Source organism: Leptospira sanjuanensis (assembly GCF_022267325.1).
GTDB lineage: Bacteria > Spirochaetota > Leptospiria > Leptospirales > Leptospiraceae > Leptospira > Leptospira sanjuanensis.
The window spans coordinates 1,018,858-1,038,862 of sequence record NZ_JAIZBG010000001.1; the positions used below are offsets into that span (position 1 = coordinate 1,018,858).

The following is a 20,005-nucleotide window of genomic DNA, read 5'->3' on the forward strand; positions in this document are numbered from 1 at the left end:
TATCGTGCAAAAGGTTTGATGAGACGTAATCTGTGGGAACTCACACGATAGATTCGATTTTCATAAAATAGTGATCTTTCGCTTGCGGAAATTTCGGAACAGACCCTCGGTTCTTAAACAAAAGTATTCAAGATCAGAAATGATTTTCGTTCGTTCGGAGATGAAAAGCGACGAGGATCGAAAACAAACGGCTCACTTCGTAGGAGCCGTCGTATCCAGATTCGCTTGTTGGGAATCCGCCATCTTCATCATACGATCGATGATGTCGTTTACGTTCACTCCGAACTTCTCAAAGATATGATTCTTTGCGAGTTCATAGCGGAGAATGTCGATGTTCATCTGAATCTTAGCTTGTGTAACTTGCAACTCGGATTGGATCACGTTGTCCAATGCGTTTTTCACGGCAACCGCCGTGAATCTTCCTTGGCGGAAACGTTCGGAAAGACCTCTGTAGAATTTGTTGGCCTCTTCCTTTCTTTTTTTCGCGCCTTCAAAGATATCTTTGCCGGATTGAATCGCAGCATAACGGTTTTCTAATTCTTCCTTGATGGAAAGTTTGAGTTCCGCTTCTTTTTTCTCCAAATTCTCCACATCCATTTTGGCGTTGCGGATATCGGCTTTGATCCCTTTGTCCCAAAGCGGATATGAAAATTGGAATGCGGCATACGCCTCGGGATATTTGAAGGAAGCGATCCCGCGATTCGTATCGGTTACGTTTTGTTGAGGAGCAACGATGTTCTGTCCTCTCGTGGAATACGCGCCGGAAAGTTTCAAAGAAGGCATGTCTTCCGCTTCTTTGATTTTCAGATTGAGTTCGGCGATCTCTCTTTGTTTGCGGAGATTTTTCAGATCGGTTCTATGTTCGAGCGCGTAGAGATAATCCTTTTCCACGTTAAAGTCGGCGGGAACGTTCTCTTGCAGATCGGTAACGCCTTCGATTTTAGAAGTGGGATCCGCGTTTAAAATACGGATTAAATTCCGTTCCGCTTCTTTTCTGGAAACCTTCGCCTTTTCCAGATTTCCTGCGGTTTGGGAAAGAATGGAACTCCAGAGATTGACTTCGAATCCTTCGGAAAGGCCGAGATTGCGCTTTCTCGCCGTTAAATCGCGGATGTTGCGCGTGTTGGATTGCAGTTCTTCCAAGGTTTTCACATTGGAATCGTAGATATTCAAACTCCAGTATTGAACCAGAGTTTGCACGACAAGCTGGGAAAGAACAAAAACCAATTCTTCCCGTTTGATCACAGTGTTTTGTCTTATAATGGCTTCTCTTTCTTTTTGCGTCTTTCCGAAGCTGTATTTCAGAATTTCCTGACTCAGCGTGAGGGTCAATGCGCTCGTGTACTGAGGAGGAATCGCTAAAAAGCTTAAATTGGAAGGAGTCGTCAACGGATCTTCAAAGGCGCTCGTATCGAAACGGGTTGTACTCGCTTCTAATTTCGCATAAGTTCCGGTTTTGAAATTCTTCTCAACACCGACGCTGATTTTATCCTGACTTTGTCTCGTTCCTAAAAAGACGTTGTTTCGGTTATTCGGAAGAGTCGTTTTGAAGACCGTGATCCCACCGATTAAATTCCAAGTGAATTGGGATTCGTTCTTGAGTTCCGCACCGTCCGCCTTAACGTATTCCATCTTGGCGTTTTGGATCGTAATGTTCTTTTCGAGAACATGATTGACCGCTTCTTTGAGGGTAAGGCGCAGTACCTTTTTCGAATCGCCGAGGTTCCCTTCGGAGGACTTTTTTTCTTCTTCCGCATAGGTTTCTTCGGGTAGAATATTCTCGCCGATTATAGGCTGCGTTGCTGCAAAAAGGATGGTTCCGAAAATGAGAAGGTTTCTGAATTTTCTGCGAGTCCTTTCCTTTTTGTGGTCCATGTAAGTGCCTACTTAATGGACATGGTTGAATGTAGGAAGTTTTTTACAAATCGAAAAACGGATTTTACGAGTCAAAAGAGAACAATTCAATGAAATTAAATTCCAATCAGCCCAATCGACTTTCCAAAGAAAAAAGTCCGTACCTCCAACAACATGCAAACAACCCGGTTGATTGGTTTCCTTGGGGTGAGGAAGCCTTAACTAAGGCAAGAGACCAAGACAAACTTATTTTCTTATCGATCGGTTATGCGACATGTCATTGGTGTCACGTGATGGAACGTGAATCCTTTGAAAATCAAACGATCGCAGATTATCTCAACGCGCATTACGTTTCGATCAAGGTGGATCGGGAAGAACGACCCGACATCGATCGGATCTACATGGACGCGTTGCACGCGATGGACCAGCAGGGCGGTTGGCCGCTCAATATCTTTTTGACCCCGGATGGGAAGCCGATAACCGGAGGAACGTATTTTCCGCCCGAGGCGCGTTACGGGAGAAAGAGCTTTTTAGAAGTTTTGAATGTCATTCAACAGGTTTGGAGTGAAAAGCGTCAGGAATTGATCAAGGCTTCGTCCGAACTCTCGGATTATTTGAAGGAATCCGGAGAAGGACGGGCGGCCGAAAAAACGGAAGGCGATCTTCCTCCGGAAAATTGTTTTGATGCTGGTTATTCTCTCTACGAAAGTTATTACGACGCTCAATACGGCGGGTTCAAAACCAATCATGTCAATAAATTTCCACCGAGTATGGGACTTTCGTTTCTGCTTCGGTATTATCATTCTTCCGGAAATCCAAGAGCTCTTGAAATGGTCGAAAACACGCTTTTAGCGATGAAACAGGGCGGAATCTACGATCAGGTAGGCGGCGGATTGTGCCGTTATTCCACGGATCATCACTGGCTGGTTCCGCATTTTGAAAAGATGCTCTACGATAATTCTTTGTTTTTGGAAACGCTCGTGGAAACTTCTCAGGTTTCTAAAAAAATTCCCGCGGGTTCGTTCGCGCTCGATGTGATTTCGTATCTGCATCGCGACATGAGAATGGCGGGAGGAGGAATCTGCAGTGCGGAGGACGCGGATTCGGAAGGGGAAGAAGGACTTTTTTATATCTGGGATCTCGCGGAGTTTCGAGAAGTCTGCGGAGAGGATTCTCCCTTGCTGGAAAAATATTGGAACGTAACGGAAAAGGGAAACTTCGAAGGGAAGAATATTCTGCACGAACGCTATCGCGCCGCGACCGCGGATCTCACCGAAGAAGAATTGAAACGGATCGATTCCGTTTTGGAAACCGGCCGAAAAAAACTTTTGGAACGAAGAAGCAAACGAGTCCGTCCGTTGCGTGACGATAAGATCCTGACTTCTTGGAACGGACTTTATATCAAAGCGCTGGTCAAGGCCGGGGCCGCGTTCGGAAACGAAGAGTTCTTGCGTCTTGCGGAGGAAACGTATTCGTTTCTGGAAAAGAATCTGATCGATCGAAACGGGCGCGTTCTGCGTCGTTATCGGGACGGAGAATCCGGTATATTAGGATATTCGAATGATTATGCGGAGATGATCGCGGCTTCGATCTCGTTGTTCGAAGCGGGACGCGGGGTTCGTTATCTGAAAAACGCGGTTCTTTGGATGGAAGACACGATCCGATTGTTCCGTTCTTCTTCCGGAGTTTTCTTTGATACCGGAAACGACGGAGAGGTTTTGCTCCGTAGAAGCGTGGACGGTTACGACGGTGTCGAACCGTCGGCGAACAGTTCTCTCGCGTATTCTTTGGTGAAGTTGTCCGCACTCGGAGTCGACGCGGATCGTTATCGCGGGATCGCGGAATCGATCTTTCATTACTTTGCGAAAGAATTATCTTCGTACGCTCTGAGTTATCCGTATCTTTTGTCCGCATATTGGACTTACAAACACCGTTCCAAAGAGATCGTTTTGATTCGCAAGAATGCGGACGCGGGAAAGGAACTTCTTGCCGCGATTCAAAATACGTTTTTACCGAACGCGGTCGTCGCGGCGGTGAACGAAGACGAATTGGAAGAAGCCAGAAAACTTTCCTCGTTGTTTGAAGCGCGAGACTCCGGCGGAGACGCGCTCGTTTATGTGTGCGAGAATTTTTCCTGCAAACTTCCGGTCGGGAATGTCGGCGAGTTGAAGGCGTTGATCGATTGAAGAACGGCGAGGTTTGTCGGAGTTCCGACAGGATCTTCCGTAAAACGACGACCCCTCCCCGATTGGGTGGTGGAGGTGGGTTGGCGGGGAAAATCGAAGAATTTTCCTATATCAGAAAATTCTCATATCTGCAAGAGGAATTTTTGCGAGCGTCCCTGTAGGAACTCCAACAAAATCATCTGACAAGGTTTGATCGAGTCGAACTTTGCCGGAACTTCGTTCGAACGCTCTCTTCGGGAGCTGGAAAAAGACGTGCGAGTCAATACCCTAATTTATGAAACATCTCGTTCGTGGCCTTCGCACCTTGGCAGTTGAGATGGATCTGATCCGAATACGATTCCGGTTTCATAAATTGTTTTTCGAACTGAATCACTTTTAGATGCGGATATTTCGCCTTGAGAGGTTCGAAAGCGTTCCAGAATTTCGTAAAGTAACCCGTCGGTTCGATGTATTCGGGAAACGGCATCACCAAATAAACGACTTGGATGTTTTGCTCCTGCGTGTAACGCAAAAAATCCTCAAAGGCCGCAAAGTCGAAACTCGGTTCCGTTTTATAAGGAGCCAGCACCTCTTCCTTGAGTTTTTCCTGACTCATCTGATATAAGATCGCGTGTTGCGGTTTCATCCGATCCGAAATGTTCAAACCCCCGTTTTGGAAGTTCAGCTTTTCGGAAATCCAACGATTGTCCCTGTAATTACTTTCCGGCGGAGAACACTGAGGCGTATAAAGTTCCTCGCAACCGCAGTCGAGTTTCATCTTCGCTTCGGCCGGTTTGTAATTCTCGTATGAGAAAACGTTCAAGAGCGCTTTTCTATAACGGTATGTGGAGAATGCGTTCGGAATCGAAGCGGAAAGAACATAAAGAAGTTCGGGGCCTTTGTATTGTTCGATCATTTCTCCCAAGGAGAATAAATGAAGAATCCTATGCGAAAAGAATTTCCAGTTGATTTCGGAAACCGTTTTCTGCATGCTCGCGGGTCCGCTCTCCATAACGAAATTCTTATAGGTTAAACCGGAAACGAAACGGTTCTCCAAATATTCAGAAAAGCTCATATTCGGTTTCACGTATTTGATGAGAGTCGGATCGATGATCGGCTCTCCGTATCCGCGCGTAATGAGTCCCGGACTCGAAGCGAATAGAATGAACTCCGGTTTTTGATTTCCCGATTTTAAATATTTGGCAAGATAATGCGTATAATATCTCGCACCCATCGCCGGAAGGCTGAAGTTGTACACCTTCGATTCCGGAGAAGGAATCAAGGACATACTTCTGGAATCCCCGAATATCAATCCTTTGTAGTCGAGGACTCCAGATTCCATTTTTTTGCGGACGTTGTTGACTAAAAAGACTTCCGTGTGTTCGTAAAAATAGATTTCCGTAAACCGAGCGACGAGTTCGATCGCGACTACGATTCCGAGAACGATGAGGACGACCTTATTCTTAAAAAGCGAAGTAAATGACATTTTTGCCGAACACACCTTTTAGAACTATGCAGTAAAAGAAAAATAAATAGGTCAAAACCCGAATCACTACGGGTTTTTCGAATATAAAGAAAGCTGAATTATTCTTAAAATGAAAATAATCCCAGACGAGAAGAGGTCCGATGACCTTGACGATTTCGGTGAAATAATTGGTTACGCTGATCTGATCGTTCGGTCCGCGGAGAGTGAAGAAATTCTCCAAAATGCTGGAAAGAAGAATTCGCGCGTGTTGGCCGTCGTAGCTTCTGAAAAAGATGGAAGTCATCGCGAACATGAACGTAGTGAAAAAACAGGACCAGAAGAAAAAACCCTTCGTAAAGAATGCGTGGTTTAAAAACGGGAATCTGCTTTTTGCCGAGAGTTTTAACCGCTCGAAAGATTCCTTAAAGATCATATAAAGGACGATGTAAAGACCGCAGGCCAATCCCCAGAACGCGAAGTTCCAGCTCGCTCCGTGCCAAATTCCCGAAAGTCCGAAGATGATAAATAGGTTCCGAAAATTATAGAGACGGCTCACTTTACTTCCGCCTAACGGAATGTATACGTAATCGGTGAACCATCGATTGAGAGTGACGTGCCATCTGCGGAAGAGTTCCCGGAAGTTGACGCTGAATTCCGGCGTGATGAAATTCTCGCTTAGGTTGAAGCCGAGCAAAAACGCGGAACCGCGCGCGATGTAGGAATAACCGGCAAAGTCGCAGTAGATCTGAAAGAAAAACGCCAGGAACGCAAGAATCGTATGAATCGCGGAGTGCCCGCCCGCTAAATCCGGATTGGCCTTATAAATTAAGGGATTGTCGAGGAATACGAGATTGACGAGTTCCGCGAGATTGTCCGCGACGTAGGTTTTCATATAATAGCCCACGAGAAGCAGCAGACATCCTTTGTAAAAAAGATCGAGATTGATCTTCCGTTCTTCTTTGATTTGCGGAAGAAGATCTCCCGCTCTTTCGATCGGGCCAGCGACCAGCTGCGGAAAAAAACAGACGAACAGGGAGAAGTCGATCAGATTCGTATCCGCTTTGAGTTTGCGGTAATAGACGTCGATCACATACGATAAGGTCTGAAACGTAAAAAAGCTGATCCCGACCGGAAGAATGATCTGAAGAAAGGTCGCATCCTGGAATAAGGTCGGATCTTCCACGCCGAAAAGTCCCGCCGAAGTCTTTACGGCGACGCCCAAATTCTCTATAAAGAAATTATAATATTTGAAAAACCCGAGCATTCCCATGTCGATGACGACTGCGAGAAACAAAAGCCATCCCCGGATTTTCGGAGATTCTTTTTGTTCGATGAGAAGCGCGATGTAAAAGTTCGAGACGGAAACGGAGATAATCAGAATCAGAAAGATCCAATCCCACCAGCCGTAAAACGTGTAGGACGCGATCAACAGAAATACGTTTTGGAGTTTGACGGAGGTTTTTCTTGCGGCGAAAAAATAACAAACCGCCAATACGACTAGAAAGAAGTAGATGAAGACCGCTGAGTTAAAGATCATTTTCGACGGACCGATCCGGAGGGAACGGCTTCTCCTTTAGAGTTCCATTCTCTTGGCGTCGCGCCAGAGTCTGTCTAAATTATAATATTCTCTTTTTTCCGGAGTCATGATGTGAATGATGATTTCTCCGAAGTCCAAAAGCGTCCAACCGGAGTTCGCGGAGGTTCCGGTTTTGTCCGCTTCCTTGTGGGTTAGTTTATATTCTTTTAATGTCTTTCTGACTTCTCTCGCTACCGCGTTCGCTTGAACGGCGGAGTTCACTGTGCAGATGACGAAGTAACTCAGATAGCTGTTCACGCTTTCGAGGTTTAAGATGCTGACTTCTTCGCACTTTTTATCCACCATGATGTCGTGGATGATCTGAAGAATTTCTTTGGTTGTCGGATTTTGTTTTGGGGCAGGGCTCATCGGTCTCTATTTTCTCGGTTCGTAATCGGAGCCTACGACGACGGTCGCGTCCAAACCCAGATCCTTTCTTAATACGTGATGTACTTCGGCTTTTTCTAATACTGTCGAAATGCGATCCATGATTGCGGTGTTGCCAGAACGATCGATGACCACCGTTTTCGGAAATCCTTTTTTCCAAGCGTTGTCCGCCGCAAGAACCTTGATTCTTTTATCGGAAAGAATTCCTCGAACGTCTTTTGCGAGTCCCGCGACTTCGGTGCCGTTCAACACTTCCGTTCTCGCAAATTCCGCGTCCGCAAAAACGTCCGAGTTCATGTCCTTGGAGAATTTTCGGAACGCGACTCTGGCTCTTGCGATGTCCGTTTTTAGGAAAAGTTTTTTCGTCTTAGGGTCGTTAGCCGGTTCTCCGGGAAGTTCGGCGATACCGAACTGGATTCTTCTTGAATTGATAAACTTAACAAGACTGACGAAATCCTCTTTGGAAAGATCGGATTCGATGAGGCCGTGCGCAAATACGAGAAGCGGAGTCGTTAGGAATTCTTTTCTTTGCGAGAGAGTTTCATACAAAGTAAGAACGACGCTTTCTTGACGGCTGATTCTTTCCAAATAATCCAAGGTTTCTCTCTTATCCATCTTAACCGTGTAGTCGTACACGTCCTGGCCGGACATCGTATAAACTCCCGGCTCGCGATTGTATTCGGAAGAATTGCGGACGGTTTTGTTGTCCGTATAAACGCTCAAGCCTCCGAGAAGATCGACGATACGAACCCAGTTCGAAGCGGAAAGAGAAATCGTATAATGCGGTTTGGTTCCGATCAGATCGGCGACGGCGCTTTTGACGGAAGACTTGGCGCCCGACTTGAGAAGATCCAACGAATCGTCCGGATCGTCGAACGAAGTGATCGGATGAATGAAATACAAAGCGCATCGGTTGTTCGAAGGAAAGAGAGTCGCTAAGAGACCGAATTCGTATTCTTCGTTGTCGCCCGTTGCGTGAAAGAGAAAGTAGATCGGTTTGCCTGCGGCGATTTTTTCTTCCAATCCGGTGCGATTGAATTTGCCGATTAAAAAGATAAGGGCCGAAAATAATAAAATTCCCGCCGCGATATAAAGCAGCCAACCCGATTTCTTTTTAGAAGTGTCTTTTGACTCCAAACGTGCGCTCCGATTCCATTTCAAACCGGAAAACCTGACTGTCAAACGGTTATTTTCCGAATTGGTTCCCGTTTCAAAACCGAGGAATCATCGTACCGATCGGTCGAACTTTTATTGACGAACTTCGATCCATTCTGAAAATCCCAACGAACCATTCCATTTCAATCGGCCCATTGCCCGAGGTGACCTTATGAACTCAACGATGATGAATTATCAGCTGACCGTTCCCGCGATATTACGAAGGGCTTTGGAAGTTCATCCCGAAAAAACGATCGTAACCAAAATGAACGACGAATCGATTCATCGATATACGTACGGAGAATTTCATTCTCGGACTTCGAAGCTGATGAGCGCGCTGAAGAAGTTCGGAGTTCGTCCGGGCGATCGAGTCGCCACGTTCGGAATGAATCACTATAGACATCTGGAGATTTATTTCGCGGTTCCGTCGATGGGAGCCGTTCTTCATACGTTGAACGTGCGTTTGTTTCCGGAACAGCTCGTGTTCATCGTCAACGACGCCGAGGATTCCGTGATCTTTGTGGATAAGAGTTTGAGTAAGGTTCTTGCCGATCTGCTTCCTGAATTTAAAAAAAAGCCTAAGTTCGTCGTGATGGACGATTTGGAAGCGATCGCGGCGGCGCCTTTGCCGGATGCGATCGACTACGAAACGTTTCTAAAAAGCGGAGACGATTCGTTCACCTTACCGGAGTTAGATGAACATGCCGCCGCGGGAATGTGTTACACATCCGGGACGACTGGAAATCCGAAGGGAGTCGTTTACAGCCATCGTTCGATTTATCTTCACAGCATGTCGATTTGTATGTCCGATAGTCTCGGGGTTTGCGAGAAGGAAACGATTCTTCCCGTGGTTCCCATGTTCCACGCGAACGCATGGGGGATTCCGTTCGGTTGCGTGATGACCGGAGCCAAACTCGTTTTTCCCGGCAAACACCTGTTAGGTCATGGACTCGCCTCTCTTTTGGAACAGGAAAAGGTAACGATGGCCGCGGGTGTTCCCACGATTTGGAACGTACTGTATCAACATCTAAGGAAGAATTCCTACGATCTGAGCGGATTGCGTACGATGATCGTGGGAGGTTCGGCCGCTCCTCAGTCCATGATCGAAGGATTTCAAAAGGATTTCGGAATCCATATTCTTCACGCATGGGGAATGACGGAGTTATCTCCCGTCGGAACCGTCTGCGGACTCAAAACTACGATGAACGATTCGGAAGAATTAGAAAAATTGCATATTCTTGCCAAACAAGGTCCGGCCGTCGCGGGAGTCGAACTCAGAGGAATCGACGAACAAGGAAAGGACATTCCCAAGGACGGAAAAACTCCGGGAGAATTGATCGTAAGAGGCCCTTGGATCACCGCTTCGTATTACGGAAATCCGAGCCGCGAATCGTTTACGGAGGACGGATGGTTTCGCACCGGGGACGTCATCACGATCGATTCAAATTCTTACATTCAAATCACGGACCGGAAAAAAGATCTGATCAAAACGAGAGGCGAATGGATTTCGAGCGTCGAAATGGAAGCGCAGGTCTTGAAGGCGCCCGGAGTTTTGGAAGCGGCGGTGGTCGCGAAACCGGACGACATTCGAGGAGAAGTTCCCGTTGTTTTCGTCGTCGCGAAGGAAGGGGAAAGCGTGGATAAAAAATCCGTACTTGAAATCTTAAAGGAAAATTTTGCGAATTGGCAATTGCCTCACAACGACGACATTCGTTTGATCGACGCGATTCCGAAAACGAGCGTTGGAAAATTCGATAAGAAGGTTTTGCGTGCGGGATTAACCGGACATTCTTGAAACGACGCGAAGTCGAGCGCGTTACAACGGGAGAATGAGAGTTGTCCGCCGAAGACAACGCGCAATTCTGCTCTTTTTGCGAGAATTACTTCAAGCAGCGAACGCCCGCGTAATTGCTAAGATGATCCCAGCGGATCTCGCCTTTGAAAATATCCAAGTTGTAGGCGCCGTTGGCGCCGATCGAAATCGTGGAAGACCAATACCGTCTATCCGCGCCGTTGTCCGTCCAGGATTCCGTTTCGCCGCTTTCATACGAATCTTCCAGCTCTTCGATGGTGGGAAGACGCAAATCCCGAGAATCGCAGATTTGGCTGGCTTGATACCAGTTGAAATTGCCGTCGAAGATCTGCCAGGATTTTTCTTTCGCGATCGATTGCCGTTTGATCCGTTTTTTTTCGATCTTTGATTTTGGAATATTCGAAGATTGGAATGTGTTTTTTTCCGGATCGGAGGTCGAAGCCGTTTCCTCTTGAAGGTGAATGCCGAATAGTTTTTTGAATTCCTTGTCGGGATTTGCGAAATTGGCGGACGTTTCCAAAAGATCCTTGAGTTTGGACTTGGCGGAACCCCAGAAAAGCCCCGTTTTCGATTCCCAGTCGGCCCCGAGACGATGGCTGTTGATGATTTGTGTGGGATTGCGCGATTCCAAACCCTCGTGCAAAAGGGAATCCAATTGTTCCTGAAGAGAAATCGGGTTTTTTAGTTTTTGGTTTACGCGTTTGATTTCCTTTTTGATTTTGTCGATCTGCAAAAGAGCGGCAAACTCCGATTTGGCGAGAGAATCGATCGCTTCTCGAAACGCGTCGTGAATCCTGTTTTGATGCGTTTCCTTTTCGTCTTCCGTCGTAGCCAAGGCTTCCGCGGTGAATTCCTTTTCGATCAGCAGATACAAGGTTTCTAAACGGTTCGTTAAATAAGAACGCCCCGTTTTTTCGGCGGTATCGGATTTTTTTTCGATCGCTTCCTTGAGCGCGACATACGGAGTTTCGTTTTTTGGGGAAAGATCCTTTAGAAGATTTGCATATAGTTTGGAAGCAAGGGAAAAGTCGAATAGGGAATAAGCCCGATCCGCTTCCTTCTCGCGAAGGGAAAAAATCGTAAGCTCCAACTTTTCCTTTCGTTCTTGGATGCTCTGGCGAATCTGAAGTTGTCTATGTTTTTCGGGAACTTTCGTTCCGTATTCTTCGCCTAATGCGACGTAGTCGTTCAGACGTTTTTGTAATTCTTCCGGATTGAGTTGTCCGGAGCCGAAAAGAGTTTGGTCGGCTTCGTTGATCTTTTCCTTATATTCCAAACTATAGTTGTTGGTGACGTTTTTTCGAATTTCGCGGATAAACGGTTCGAGTTTTCGTAAGGATTCTTCGGAAAGACGATCGTTGAACGCCTTTAAAATTCGTTCGTAGATTTCGTTGGATTCGGCGTAATCTTTCGCGAGACTTAGTTCGGAGGCTTCGTTCAATTCTTCCCTAACTTCCTCCAGAACGCCTTCGAGGATTTTATCGGAGGTTTTGAATTCCATGGAATTCAAGTTCGTTCCGGGAACCGGTTTGATCTTTAAGAAGGCTACGCTCAAGTTTCCGTTTACCGAAGCGGGAGCCTGTTGATGATCGAAATTGTATTGTCTGTCTAAAAGTTTTTTACCGGATTCGGAGGCATAGTAGTCCAAAAGAAACTCGGGGAACTCCATCTGAAACGCGGACTTAATGGAATACATTAGAGTTTTTGAATCTCTTGTCTGATTGCGGAGGGAGACGTAGACGAGCCCGTTTTTGGAGGAAATCGTTCCGGAAATCACTTCGTTTGCGTCGATCGCGTCTGCGATCTGTTTCATACAGATCTCGTCCGAGCAGTTCATTTTCTGCAGGGCTTCGACTTGTTTATAAAGAATCGCAAGAGATTCGTCGTCGACGATCGTATACTTTCCTTCGAAGTTTCTGAGAACCGAATTGATGATTCCGTTTCGAAATCGGTTTTCCAAACCCGCGCCGAGATTTCCTTCGGGACTCAGTTTGTGTACGTAGATTTTGGACGGTTTTGTCTGCGCAAGGACGGCGCTCGAGGTGCATACGAAAGAAAAAATAATAAGAAGTCTAACGTACATCCGTTTGCTCTGAGTCGAAATCCGATCGATTTGAAAATTCCGTCTACTAAAAAGAAATGGAAAACTGCTTAGTATCAAAACTCCGATCGAAGAAAAGTAAACAATTATTTGGGATTCGGAAAATAGGATTTACAATCTTTTCGGCGTAAAGCCGATTAGAAGTTCGGAAATCGGAACGGAATGAAAACGCGTATCAAAACTTCGAGCGTAGTTCGGTTTTTGAAAACCATGTTTCGTGAAAAATTTATTTCCTTATGTATGTTTTTGATTCTTTTTGCGGGAACCGTTTCTGCGGAACCCCTTTCTAATTTCGCTTTTTATAATCTCAAAGAAGAAAGAATCATACTTTCTTCCTTTCTTGGCAATCTTTCCGATAACGACGTTTTGATCCTGAATTTTACCGGTTCGACGTGTAATCCCTGCAAAGAGCAAGTGCCGATTCTTTTGGATCTTACAAAACGAACGAATGTTTCCTTGGCCGGAAAAGGAAAGGTTTTTCTTTGGGTCGTATTCGTAGGAGACGATTTTAGGACGGGGAAAGAATATTCCGAATTTCTAAAGTTACAAAACGCTGCGGAAGTATTGGTCGATCCTTTGTCTTCGAGTTATTCTCAGGTTCGGATCGCAGGCTTGCCCACGGTTTTGATTCTGAACTCGAAACGGGAAATTCTTTTTAAATCGGAAGGATTCCAGGAATCCAGCACGGCGGCCTTGAAACGTTTTTTAGATTCTTTAGGGAAATAAGGGCAAATGAGGAAGATGCGAACGAAGGGAATTTCTTTTTTTAGAACGGCTATTGTTGCGCTTGTCTTGTTTCAATTCTATTGCGCCTTTCAGACCAAACAAACCGAACCGGGTTATGTGGAGGTCGAAGTGGAAGGGGAAAATCTATCGGACGCGGAGAAAAACGCGAAGATGGAAATGATCCGTCAGGTTCTGGGAACGAACGTGGAATCGCGTTCGTATCTTGTGGATTCTTATTCTCTTGTTCATATCGTGGAAACTTCCGAGATCGGTTTGGTGAGAAGATACCGTATTCTGGAAACGAAATATTCAAAAAATAAAATACGGATCCGGGCGAGCGGGATCGTGGACGAAAAAAGTCTGGAAGAGTCGATTCAGGAACAGTATCGGCTTTTGGGAAAACCGAGAATTCTTCTTTTAGCCTCGGAAAAATTCGGAAACGAAAAGGCAAACTCCGCGCGGACCATGCTTGAGTCGAAACTGATTTCCCAATATCCGAGTTTCGATTTTAGAAACGTTTCCCGAGAAGAATTCAAGAATTTGAATGTGATTTCGACGAGGTCGAAAGATGCCGATCTTTTTCCCTTCTTAGAAGCGGCGCGAAAAAACGGCGGAGAACTTTTGTGGATCGTGGATTTCGTTTCTAAAGAAGGGGAAAAACTCGCGGAAGGAACGGAATTGAAACCCATTTTTGCAACGATCGATTTTCGTCTGATCGAAATCGTTACGGGAAAAACCCTCGTTTCCGGGAATCTCCAAGGCGGTAAGCCCGCGATCAGTCTTCAATACGGTTCGGAAAAAGCGTTGGATCGACTTCTTGTAGAAATGAAGACTTCGCTTATCAAACAGCTCGCAGAAAAATGGAAGCGAGGCAATACGATTCGGATCGTATTGGAAAACGTATCGTATGAGGATTCCGTAAAGAACGATCTTTTTCAGTCGATTCGCAATATCAAAGGCGTGAATTCTTTGAATGAAAGGGGAGTGGATGCGCAAGGCAGAATCGTGTTGGAAGTCGGCGCGCTTTTGGACGGCGGAAAGTTGTTCTCCATTCTCAAACAGATGGAAGATCGTTCCGGTTTTTCCTGGGAAGGGAAAGAAATTCAAAATCAGTTTCTTCTTTTGAAGAAAATGAAGTGAATGTGAAATCGGCGTTGTGAAGAATTTGTGCGGGCATTTTAGGCAGCGTTGGATAATGCGGCGTTTTAGCGACATACGCATATTTTTCGGAGTTTATGCGACATTCGTAGATTTGCAACATACAATAAAAACGTTAACTTCCCTAAGTTTCCACGACAGTCGTCTATTTTCGTTAAGCCGACTACAACCGATTTCGTTTTAACGGTATTCTTCGACTTTTGTATTATGCGACATACAATAATGCTTACGTTTGCTCTACGACGGCCGTATAGAACGATTGCAAAAAAATGCGAGTCATTGAAACTTACGCATTATGACAAAGAGAAACATCATCATCTATTGGATTTCCACTCTCTGGCTTGCGTTAGGGATGTTGTCGACCGGAATCGTTCAATTGCTCAAGATGGAAGGCGAAGTGGAATTCATTTTGAAATTGGGTTACCCCGGTTACTTTCTCACCATTTTAGGCGTTTGGAAACTTTTGGGCGTCGTTGCGGTGTTGATTCCCAAAAATCCTTTGATCAAGGAATGGGCCTATGCCGGATTTTTCTTTGCGATGTCCGGAGCGGCGCTGTCGCATATCGCGATGGGAAATCCGATCAAAGAAATATTTCCGTCGTTGTTGCTTCTTACTTTGACCGTTGTTTCGTGGTATTTTCGGCCTGCGAGCAGAAGATTCAATGTAACGAATCAATAATCGATCGAGGGAACTATGAACGCGAAAGTGGACGCATTTCTCGGCAAAACCAAACAATGGAAAAAAGAATTCGAACAACTGCGCGCGATCATTCTTGAATGCGGACTCACGGAAGAATTCAAATGGGGAAATCCCTGTTATACGATCGGAAAAGGAAACGTGGTCTTAATCCACGGATTCAAGGAATACTGCGCGATTCTTTTTTTCAAAGGCGCCTTGTTGAAAGACCCCAAAGGAATTCTCGTCATACAATCCGAGAACGTGCAGTCCGCTCGTCAGATTCGTTTCAAGAATGTTCAGGAAATCGTTAAAAAGAAATCGGTTTTAAAAGCGTACATCAAAGAGGCCGCCGAAGTCGAAAAGGCCGGTTTGAAAGTGGATTTCAAAAAGACGAAGGATTTCAAAGTCCCCGATGAGTTTTTAAATCGATTGGAGGATAATCCGGCTTTGAAATCGGCTTTTGACGCGTTGACGCCCGGAAGACAAAGGGGCTATCTTCTTCATTTTGCGGCTCCGAAACAATCGAAAACGAGAGAGTCTCGAATTGAAAAATGGATTCCTCTCATTCTCAGGGGAAAGGGATTGAACGATTGAAAAAAAAACGCGGCAATCTTAGGAACCGCTTTCGCGTTTCGGCTTCCGTTTAAATTTTAATTCCCTTTTCTTGAATATAAGAATGCCATAATATCATTGCGGCGATCGATCGAAACGGTCTCCAGGTTTCCGCAAGCGAAAGAATTCTTTCTTGGGTAACATGGACGGGTAATTTTTTTACCTTCTTTAAGGATTGAATCATCGCAAGATCGCCCACCGGAAAAATGTCCGATCGATGCAGAGCCATCAGAAGAAATACGTCCGCGGTCCAATTCCCGATTCCTTTGACGGAAACTAGTTCCTTTCGGATTTCCTCGTCCGATTTTAAAGTCAACTTCCTGAGCGCCAAACGTTTGGAAAGAATCGCATGCGCGAGATGACGGGCATACGCCATTTTTTGTCTGCTGAAATAACATTCCTTGAGTTCCATGTCGCTTAACAAAGAAATCTTTTTAGGCGTTACCGTTCCGATCTTCTGCTTGAGTTTGTTCATCGCTGCCTTTGCGGAAGCGAGAGAGACCTGTTGTTCCAAAATGATATGGACCAGAGTTTCAAAACCGGGCTTGCGGCTCCAGAACGGAGGGTAGCCGTATTTTACAAGAATGGAATGTAGTTCTTTGTCCTTTTTCGACAAACGATCGCAGATGGAATGAAAATTCTCCCGATCAAAACTCTGAATTTTACGTTTCAAAACCGCGTTGCCTCTAACGTCTTCCGATTCGAAATTTGCGGAACGGATCTTTTCTTTGAAATTCGTTCCGTTTTTCGTCCCGAATTTCCATTGGAACGCCATCCACAATCTTTGGGATTCATTTTGTAATTCCTGAGGAATGTTTTTCGATCGCGCTTCGGCTTATCGTTTGTTAAGCTATTTTATGAATTCCCGACGTCCGGCGACGCTTACGCTCGTGAACTGGCCGTTCGTATTTTTCATTCTTCCCGAATCCCTGACCAAAGAAAATAGAAGAAAGTCCGAATGGAAAAAGGCGAATTCGATCGGTTCGCTTATCAACTTGAAACGTTATCCGATGATTTTCGGTTTGATCGTTGTGTTCTTTCTCATCAACACCGCGAAGAGTCTTTGGATTTCGGCGGGTTCGCTTCGAAAACATCATTCTTAAAAAAGAATATGTCGGGTCGGGTCGGATCGGAATCCGAAAAGATTAAGGAAAGAAGGAAGACCGTCAGTCTAAGTTCTAACGTATGAAACTCATTTCTGGACATCTCAAAGATCTCGGAGACAACTTTCGAGTACGAAGAATTCTTCCTTCCATCGAGGCGCGTCACGTCGGACCGTTCGTGTTCGTCGATCACATGGGGCCGGTGCCGATTCAAACCGGAAAGGAACTTTCGGTTCGTCCTCATCCGCACATCGGACTCGCAACGATCACGTATTTGTATGACGGAGTGATCTTTCATCGGGACAGCATCGGTTCGCAGGTTCCGATCCGTCCGTACGAAGTGAATTGGATGACCGCCGGATCCGGAATCTCGCACAGTGAACGATCACAAGTCGATCCGGAACATTCTTCGTTGGAAGGAATTCAAACTTGGGTCGCGCTTCCGAAGGAATTCGAGGAAGTGGACGCGGAATTTTTTCATCTGGATCGAAAGGACATTCCCGTCATCGAAGGAGAAGCTTGGACGCTCCGACTCGCCGCGGGAGAATTCTTAGGCAAACGATCGCCCGTAAAAATTTATTCGCCGTTGTTTTATGCGGACTTGGAGGCAAGGCCCGGCGCAAAGGGAGAATGGCGTATTCCAGAAGGTCAGGAATCCGGTTTGTATGTGGCAAGAGGCGGTCTCGAAATTCAAGGACAAACCGTACAAGTCGGTCAAATGGCCGTGTTCGCACCCGGAGAAACGATCACGTTTTCTTCCTCGGAAGGAAGCCGTGCGATTTTGATGGGCGGGGTTCCGTTTCCGGAACCGCGTTACCTTTGGTGGAACTTCGTATCCACGTCTTTGGAGCGGATCGAACGCGCCAAAAAAGAATGGAAGGACGAAACCTTTCCGGCGGTTCCGGACGAAACGGAACGGATTCCTTTACCGGAAAAATGAATATTAAACTTTTCGAATGCTTACCGGGACGCCGCTGAAGGCCGCGTTTCCCGAAAGTTCGTCGAGAGCTTCGTCGTCCGTAAGATCGTTGATGCTGACTCCCGCGAATTGTTTTGCGACATTCAAACGAACCCCGCTCTTCGCGTGACCGAAGCCGTGAGGAATACTCACTACACCCGGCATAATCTCGTCCGTGATTTCGGTGGGAATCAAGATCCGCCCGACCCTCGACTCGACTTGCACTTCTTCCTCTTCGGAAATTCCGAGCGATCTCGCGTCGTCCGGATGAATCATCAACGTGCAACGATTTTTGCCCGTCATCAGCTTGGGAAGATTGTGCATCCAGGAATTGTTGTTGCGAAGATGTCTTCTTCCGATTAACAGAAAATTCTTCGCTTTATCCGCTGGGGCCGACCATTCCGCGAACTTTCGAGAAAGTCTCGTAAGGTCTTCCACGATTTCTTTCGGAAGAAGACGGATCTTTTTGTCCTCCGTCAAAAGCCGATCGGGAAACGAAGTCATCAACGGACCGAGATCGATTCCGTGAGGGTTTTCCTTTAACAACTGTAAGTTGAGCATACGGCTGTGATTTCCTTTTTCGCCGTACGGTCCGCCTTTTAATGCGAAGTCGATGATGGAAGCGGGGCCGAGTTTGGTCGTGATGAGTTCTTTCGGAAGAGGTTTGCCGGAGCGGAGAAGTTCGAGACGTTTCGTAAGATCCACGAAAATTTCCCAGTCGTGCAACATTCCCGGGAGCGGCTCGAAGATCGGCTGCGCGTATTTGGTCGTATTACGAACCGCGAATACGTTGAAGATCATATCGTAGTGATCGTGTTCGAGAGCCGAAGTCGGAGGAAGAATGTAATTCGCGTATTGGGTCGTCTCGTTGATGTAAAAATCCACGCAGACCATGAATTCGAGGTTCTTTAAACCTTCTTCGAGTTTGGCTCCGTTCGGAGTGGAAAGAACCGGATTGCCCGCCGATGTGACTAACGCTTTTATCTGACCTTGGCCCGGAGTTAGAATTTCCTCGGACAAGGCGGCAACGGGAAGTTCCCCGTTGAACTCGGGAAGTTTACGAACCCTCGATTGGAACGAATTAAAACTTCCCGGAGAACTTTTGAGCGCGCCTTGACGATCGATCGGATCGACGGCAGGAAGGGTGAACATCGCTCCGCCTCGTTTGTCGAGATTTCCGCTGAGAACGTTTACGAGGTTGATGAGCCATTGTGAAAGAGTTCCAAATGCCTGCGTGGAAACTCCGACCCTTCCGTAACAGACCGCGCTTGGAGAGGAGGAGAATTCCATCGCGATTCTTTCGATCGTAGCCGCGCTTACGCCCGTGACCGTTTCCACCTGAGCGGGAGAATACCGCGACGCGAGATCGGAAATTTTTTTAAGCTCCGATTCGTCGTAAAGAGAGGACGGTCGGATCAGATTCTTCTTAAAAAACACATTCAAAATCGCTAATAAAAAGAAAGCGTCGGCGCTCGGACGGATAAAAACGTGTTCGTCCGCGTTGGAGGCGGTTTCCGTCTTTCTAGGATCGACGACGACGAACTTGCCTCCGCGTTCCTGAAGTTCCTTCAGTCTTTTTTTGACGTCGGGGACTGTCATCAAACTGCCGTTAGACGCAAACGGATTTCCTCCGAGAATCAAAAAGTATTTCGTGTGATCGATGTCGGGGATCGGGATTAAAAGCTGATGACCGAACATCAGATACGAAACGAGTTGGTGCGGGAGTTGATCCACCGAAGTGGCGGAGTAGTGATTTTTGGATTTGAGACGGTTGGAAAAACGATCACCGAAAAGCATGGAGCCGTAGTTGTGAACGTTCGGGTTTCCGTTGTAGACCGCGACCGAATCGAAGCCGTAGCGGTTCTGGATTTCAAAAAGGGCTTTGGCCGTTTCGGAAAGCGCTTCCACCCAACTTACTTGCACCCAGCCGTTGTCGGTTCGTTTGACGGGGAATTTCAAACGGTCGGGATCTTCGTAGAGATTTTTGAGTTCGGGGCCTTTGGCGCAGAGGTGGCCTCGGCTGAAAGGATCTTCTTTGTCGCCTCGAATCGCGGAAATTTTTCCGTCTTCGACTTCGATGCGTAAGCCGCACATCGCTTCGCAAAGCGTACAGGAACGATAGTGAGTTTGTGAACTCATAGAAATCCCTCTCTTTTGAATGCCATGATAGAATCCGGAATCGTCGATTGAGCAAGAATTTTATCGGTTTCGTCCGGCGCTGGCAAGGAAAATCCTCCGTTTTACCGGAGTGCG

Annotated in this window: 15 protein-coding genes and 1 pseudogene; 8 read left to right on the forward strand and 8 right to left on the reverse strand. The window is 46.4% G+C overall.

What is annotated here, in order from left to right; translation table 11 throughout:
* Positions 1-192 precede the first annotated feature (192 nt).
* A complete protein-coding gene (locus LFX25_RS04670) occupies positions 193-1,875 on the reverse strand; it encodes a TolC family protein (RefSeq protein ID WP_238729203.1) in 1,683 nt (560 codons plus the stop codon).
* 89 nt (positions 1,876-1,964) lie between these two features.
* Between LFX25_RS04670 and LFX25_RS04675 the strand changes: the two genes are divergently transcribed.
* On the forward strand, positions 1,965-4,040 hold the full coding sequence (locus LFX25_RS04675; RefSeq protein ID WP_238729204.1) for a thioredoxin domain-containing protein: 2,076 nt from the start codon (positions 1,965-1,967) through the stop codon (positions 4,038-4,040).
* A 259-nt stretch (positions 4,041-4,299) separates the two neighbouring features.
* On the opposite strand, the gene LFX25_RS04680 is transcribed toward LFX25_RS04675, so the two are convergent.
* The 4 genes from LFX25_RS04680 to LFX25_RS04695 are packed head-to-tail and all read right to left on the reverse strand — an operon-like array spanning position 4,300 to position 8,629.
* Positions 4,300-5,505: a DUF1574 domain-containing protein gene (locus LFX25_RS04680; protein WP_238729205.1), complete on the reverse strand. Its 1,206-nt coding sequence runs from the start codon at positions 5,503-5,505 to the stop codon at positions 4,300-4,302.
* Positions 5,483-7,021 (reverse strand): MBOAT family O-acyltransferase, encoded by a 1,539-nt coding sequence (locus LFX25_RS04685; RefSeq protein ID WP_238729206.1) that lies wholly within the window; start codon positions 7,019-7,021, stop codon positions 5,483-5,485. The genes LFX25_RS04680 and LFX25_RS04685 overlap by 23 nt, the downstream gene beginning before the upstream one ends.
* Before the next feature lie 36 nt (positions 7,022-7,057).
* Positions 7,058-7,429 carry a ribosome silencing factor gene (gene rsfS, locus LFX25_RS04690; RefSeq protein ID WP_118955566.1) on the reverse strand — a complete coding sequence of 124 codons (372 nt, stop codon included), beginning with the start codon at positions 7,427-7,429 and terminating at the stop codon, positions 7,058-7,060.
* Positions 7,430-7,435: 6 nt separating this feature from the next.
* Positions 7,436-8,629, reverse strand: coding sequence for an LCP family protein (locus LFX25_RS04695; protein WP_238729207.1), 1,194 nt, complete (start codon positions 8,627-8,629; stop codon positions 7,436-7,438).
* Between the two features lie 145 nt (positions 8,630-8,774).
* Between LFX25_RS04695 and LFX25_RS04700 the strand changes: the two genes are divergently transcribed.
* Positions 8,775-10,397, forward strand: coding sequence for a long-chain fatty acid--CoA ligase (locus tag LFX25_RS04700; protein WP_238729208.1), 1,623 nt, complete (start codon positions 8,775-8,777; stop codon positions 10,395-10,397).
* An 85-nt stretch (positions 10,398-10,482) separates the two neighbouring features.
* On the opposite strand, the gene LFX25_RS04705 is transcribed toward LFX25_RS04700, so the two are convergent.
* A complete protein-coding gene (locus tag LFX25_RS04705; RefSeq protein ID WP_238729209.1) occupies positions 10,483-12,498 on the reverse strand; it encodes a cag pathogenicity island protein CagA in 2,016 nt (671 codons plus the stop codon).
* Positions 12,499-12,678: 180 nt separating this feature from the next.
* Between LFX25_RS04705 and LFX25_RS04710 the strand changes: the two genes are divergently transcribed.
* The 4 genes from LFX25_RS04710 (at position 12,679) to LFX25_RS04725 (ending at position 15,673) form a co-directional block, all read left to right on the forward strand.
* The gene (locus LFX25_RS04710; RefSeq protein ID WP_238729210.1) at positions 12,679-13,242 is read left to right on the forward strand and encodes a TlpA family protein disulfide reductase; all 564 of its coding nucleotides are present in this window, start codon (positions 12,679-12,681) and stop codon (positions 13,240-13,242) included.
* 6 nt (positions 13,243-13,248) lie between these two features.
* Positions 13,249-14,382, forward strand: a complete 1,134-nt coding sequence (locus LFX25_RS04715; RefSeq protein WP_238729211.1) for a hypothetical protein — start codon at positions 13,249-13,251, stop codon at positions 14,380-14,382.
* A gap of 313 nt (positions 14,383-14,695) precedes the next feature.
* Positions 14,696-15,079, forward strand: a complete 384-nt coding sequence (locus tag LFX25_RS04720; protein WP_238729212.1) for a DoxX family protein — start codon at positions 14,696-14,698, stop codon at positions 15,077-15,079.
* A 15-nt stretch (positions 15,080-15,094) separates the two neighbouring features.
* Positions 15,095-15,673 carry a YdeI/OmpD-associated family protein gene (locus LFX25_RS04725; RefSeq protein WP_238729213.1) on the forward strand — a complete coding sequence of 193 codons (579 nt, stop codon included), beginning with the start codon at positions 15,095-15,097 and terminating at the stop codon, positions 15,671-15,673.
* A gap of 49 nt (positions 15,674-15,722) precedes the next feature.
* Here LFX25_RS04725 and LFX25_RS04730 read toward each other — a convergent pair whose 3' ends face one another.
* Positions 15,723-16,364 (reverse strand): DNA-3-methyladenine glycosylase family protein, encoded by a 642-nt coding sequence (locus LFX25_RS04730; protein WP_238731503.1) that lies wholly within the window; start codon positions 16,362-16,364, stop codon positions 15,723-15,725.
* Between the two features lie 202 nt (positions 16,365-16,566).
* Here LFX25_RS04730 and LFX25_RS04735 point away from each other — a divergent pair.
* Both LFX25_RS04735 and LFX25_RS04740 read left to right on the forward strand, forming a co-directional pair.
* Positions 16,567-16,746, forward strand: a pseudogene (locus LFX25_RS04735) (tetracycline resistance MFS efflux pump); the annotation flags it as partial.
* A 130-nt stretch (positions 16,747-16,876) separates the two neighbouring features.
* Positions 16,877-17,734 carry a pirin family protein gene (locus tag LFX25_RS04740; RefSeq protein WP_238729214.1) on the forward strand — a complete coding sequence of 286 codons (858 nt, stop codon included), beginning with the start codon at positions 16,877-16,879 and terminating at the stop codon, positions 17,732-17,734.
* 3 nt (positions 17,735-17,737) lie between these two features.
* Here LFX25_RS04740 and LFX25_RS04745 read toward each other — a convergent pair whose 3' ends face one another.
* Positions 17,738-19,846, reverse strand: a complete 2,109-nt coding sequence (locus tag LFX25_RS04745; RefSeq protein ID WP_238731504.1) for a molybdopterin-dependent oxidoreductase — start codon at positions 19,844-19,846, stop codon at positions 17,738-17,740.
* Between the last annotated feature and the right edge of the window lie 159 nt (positions 19,847-20,005).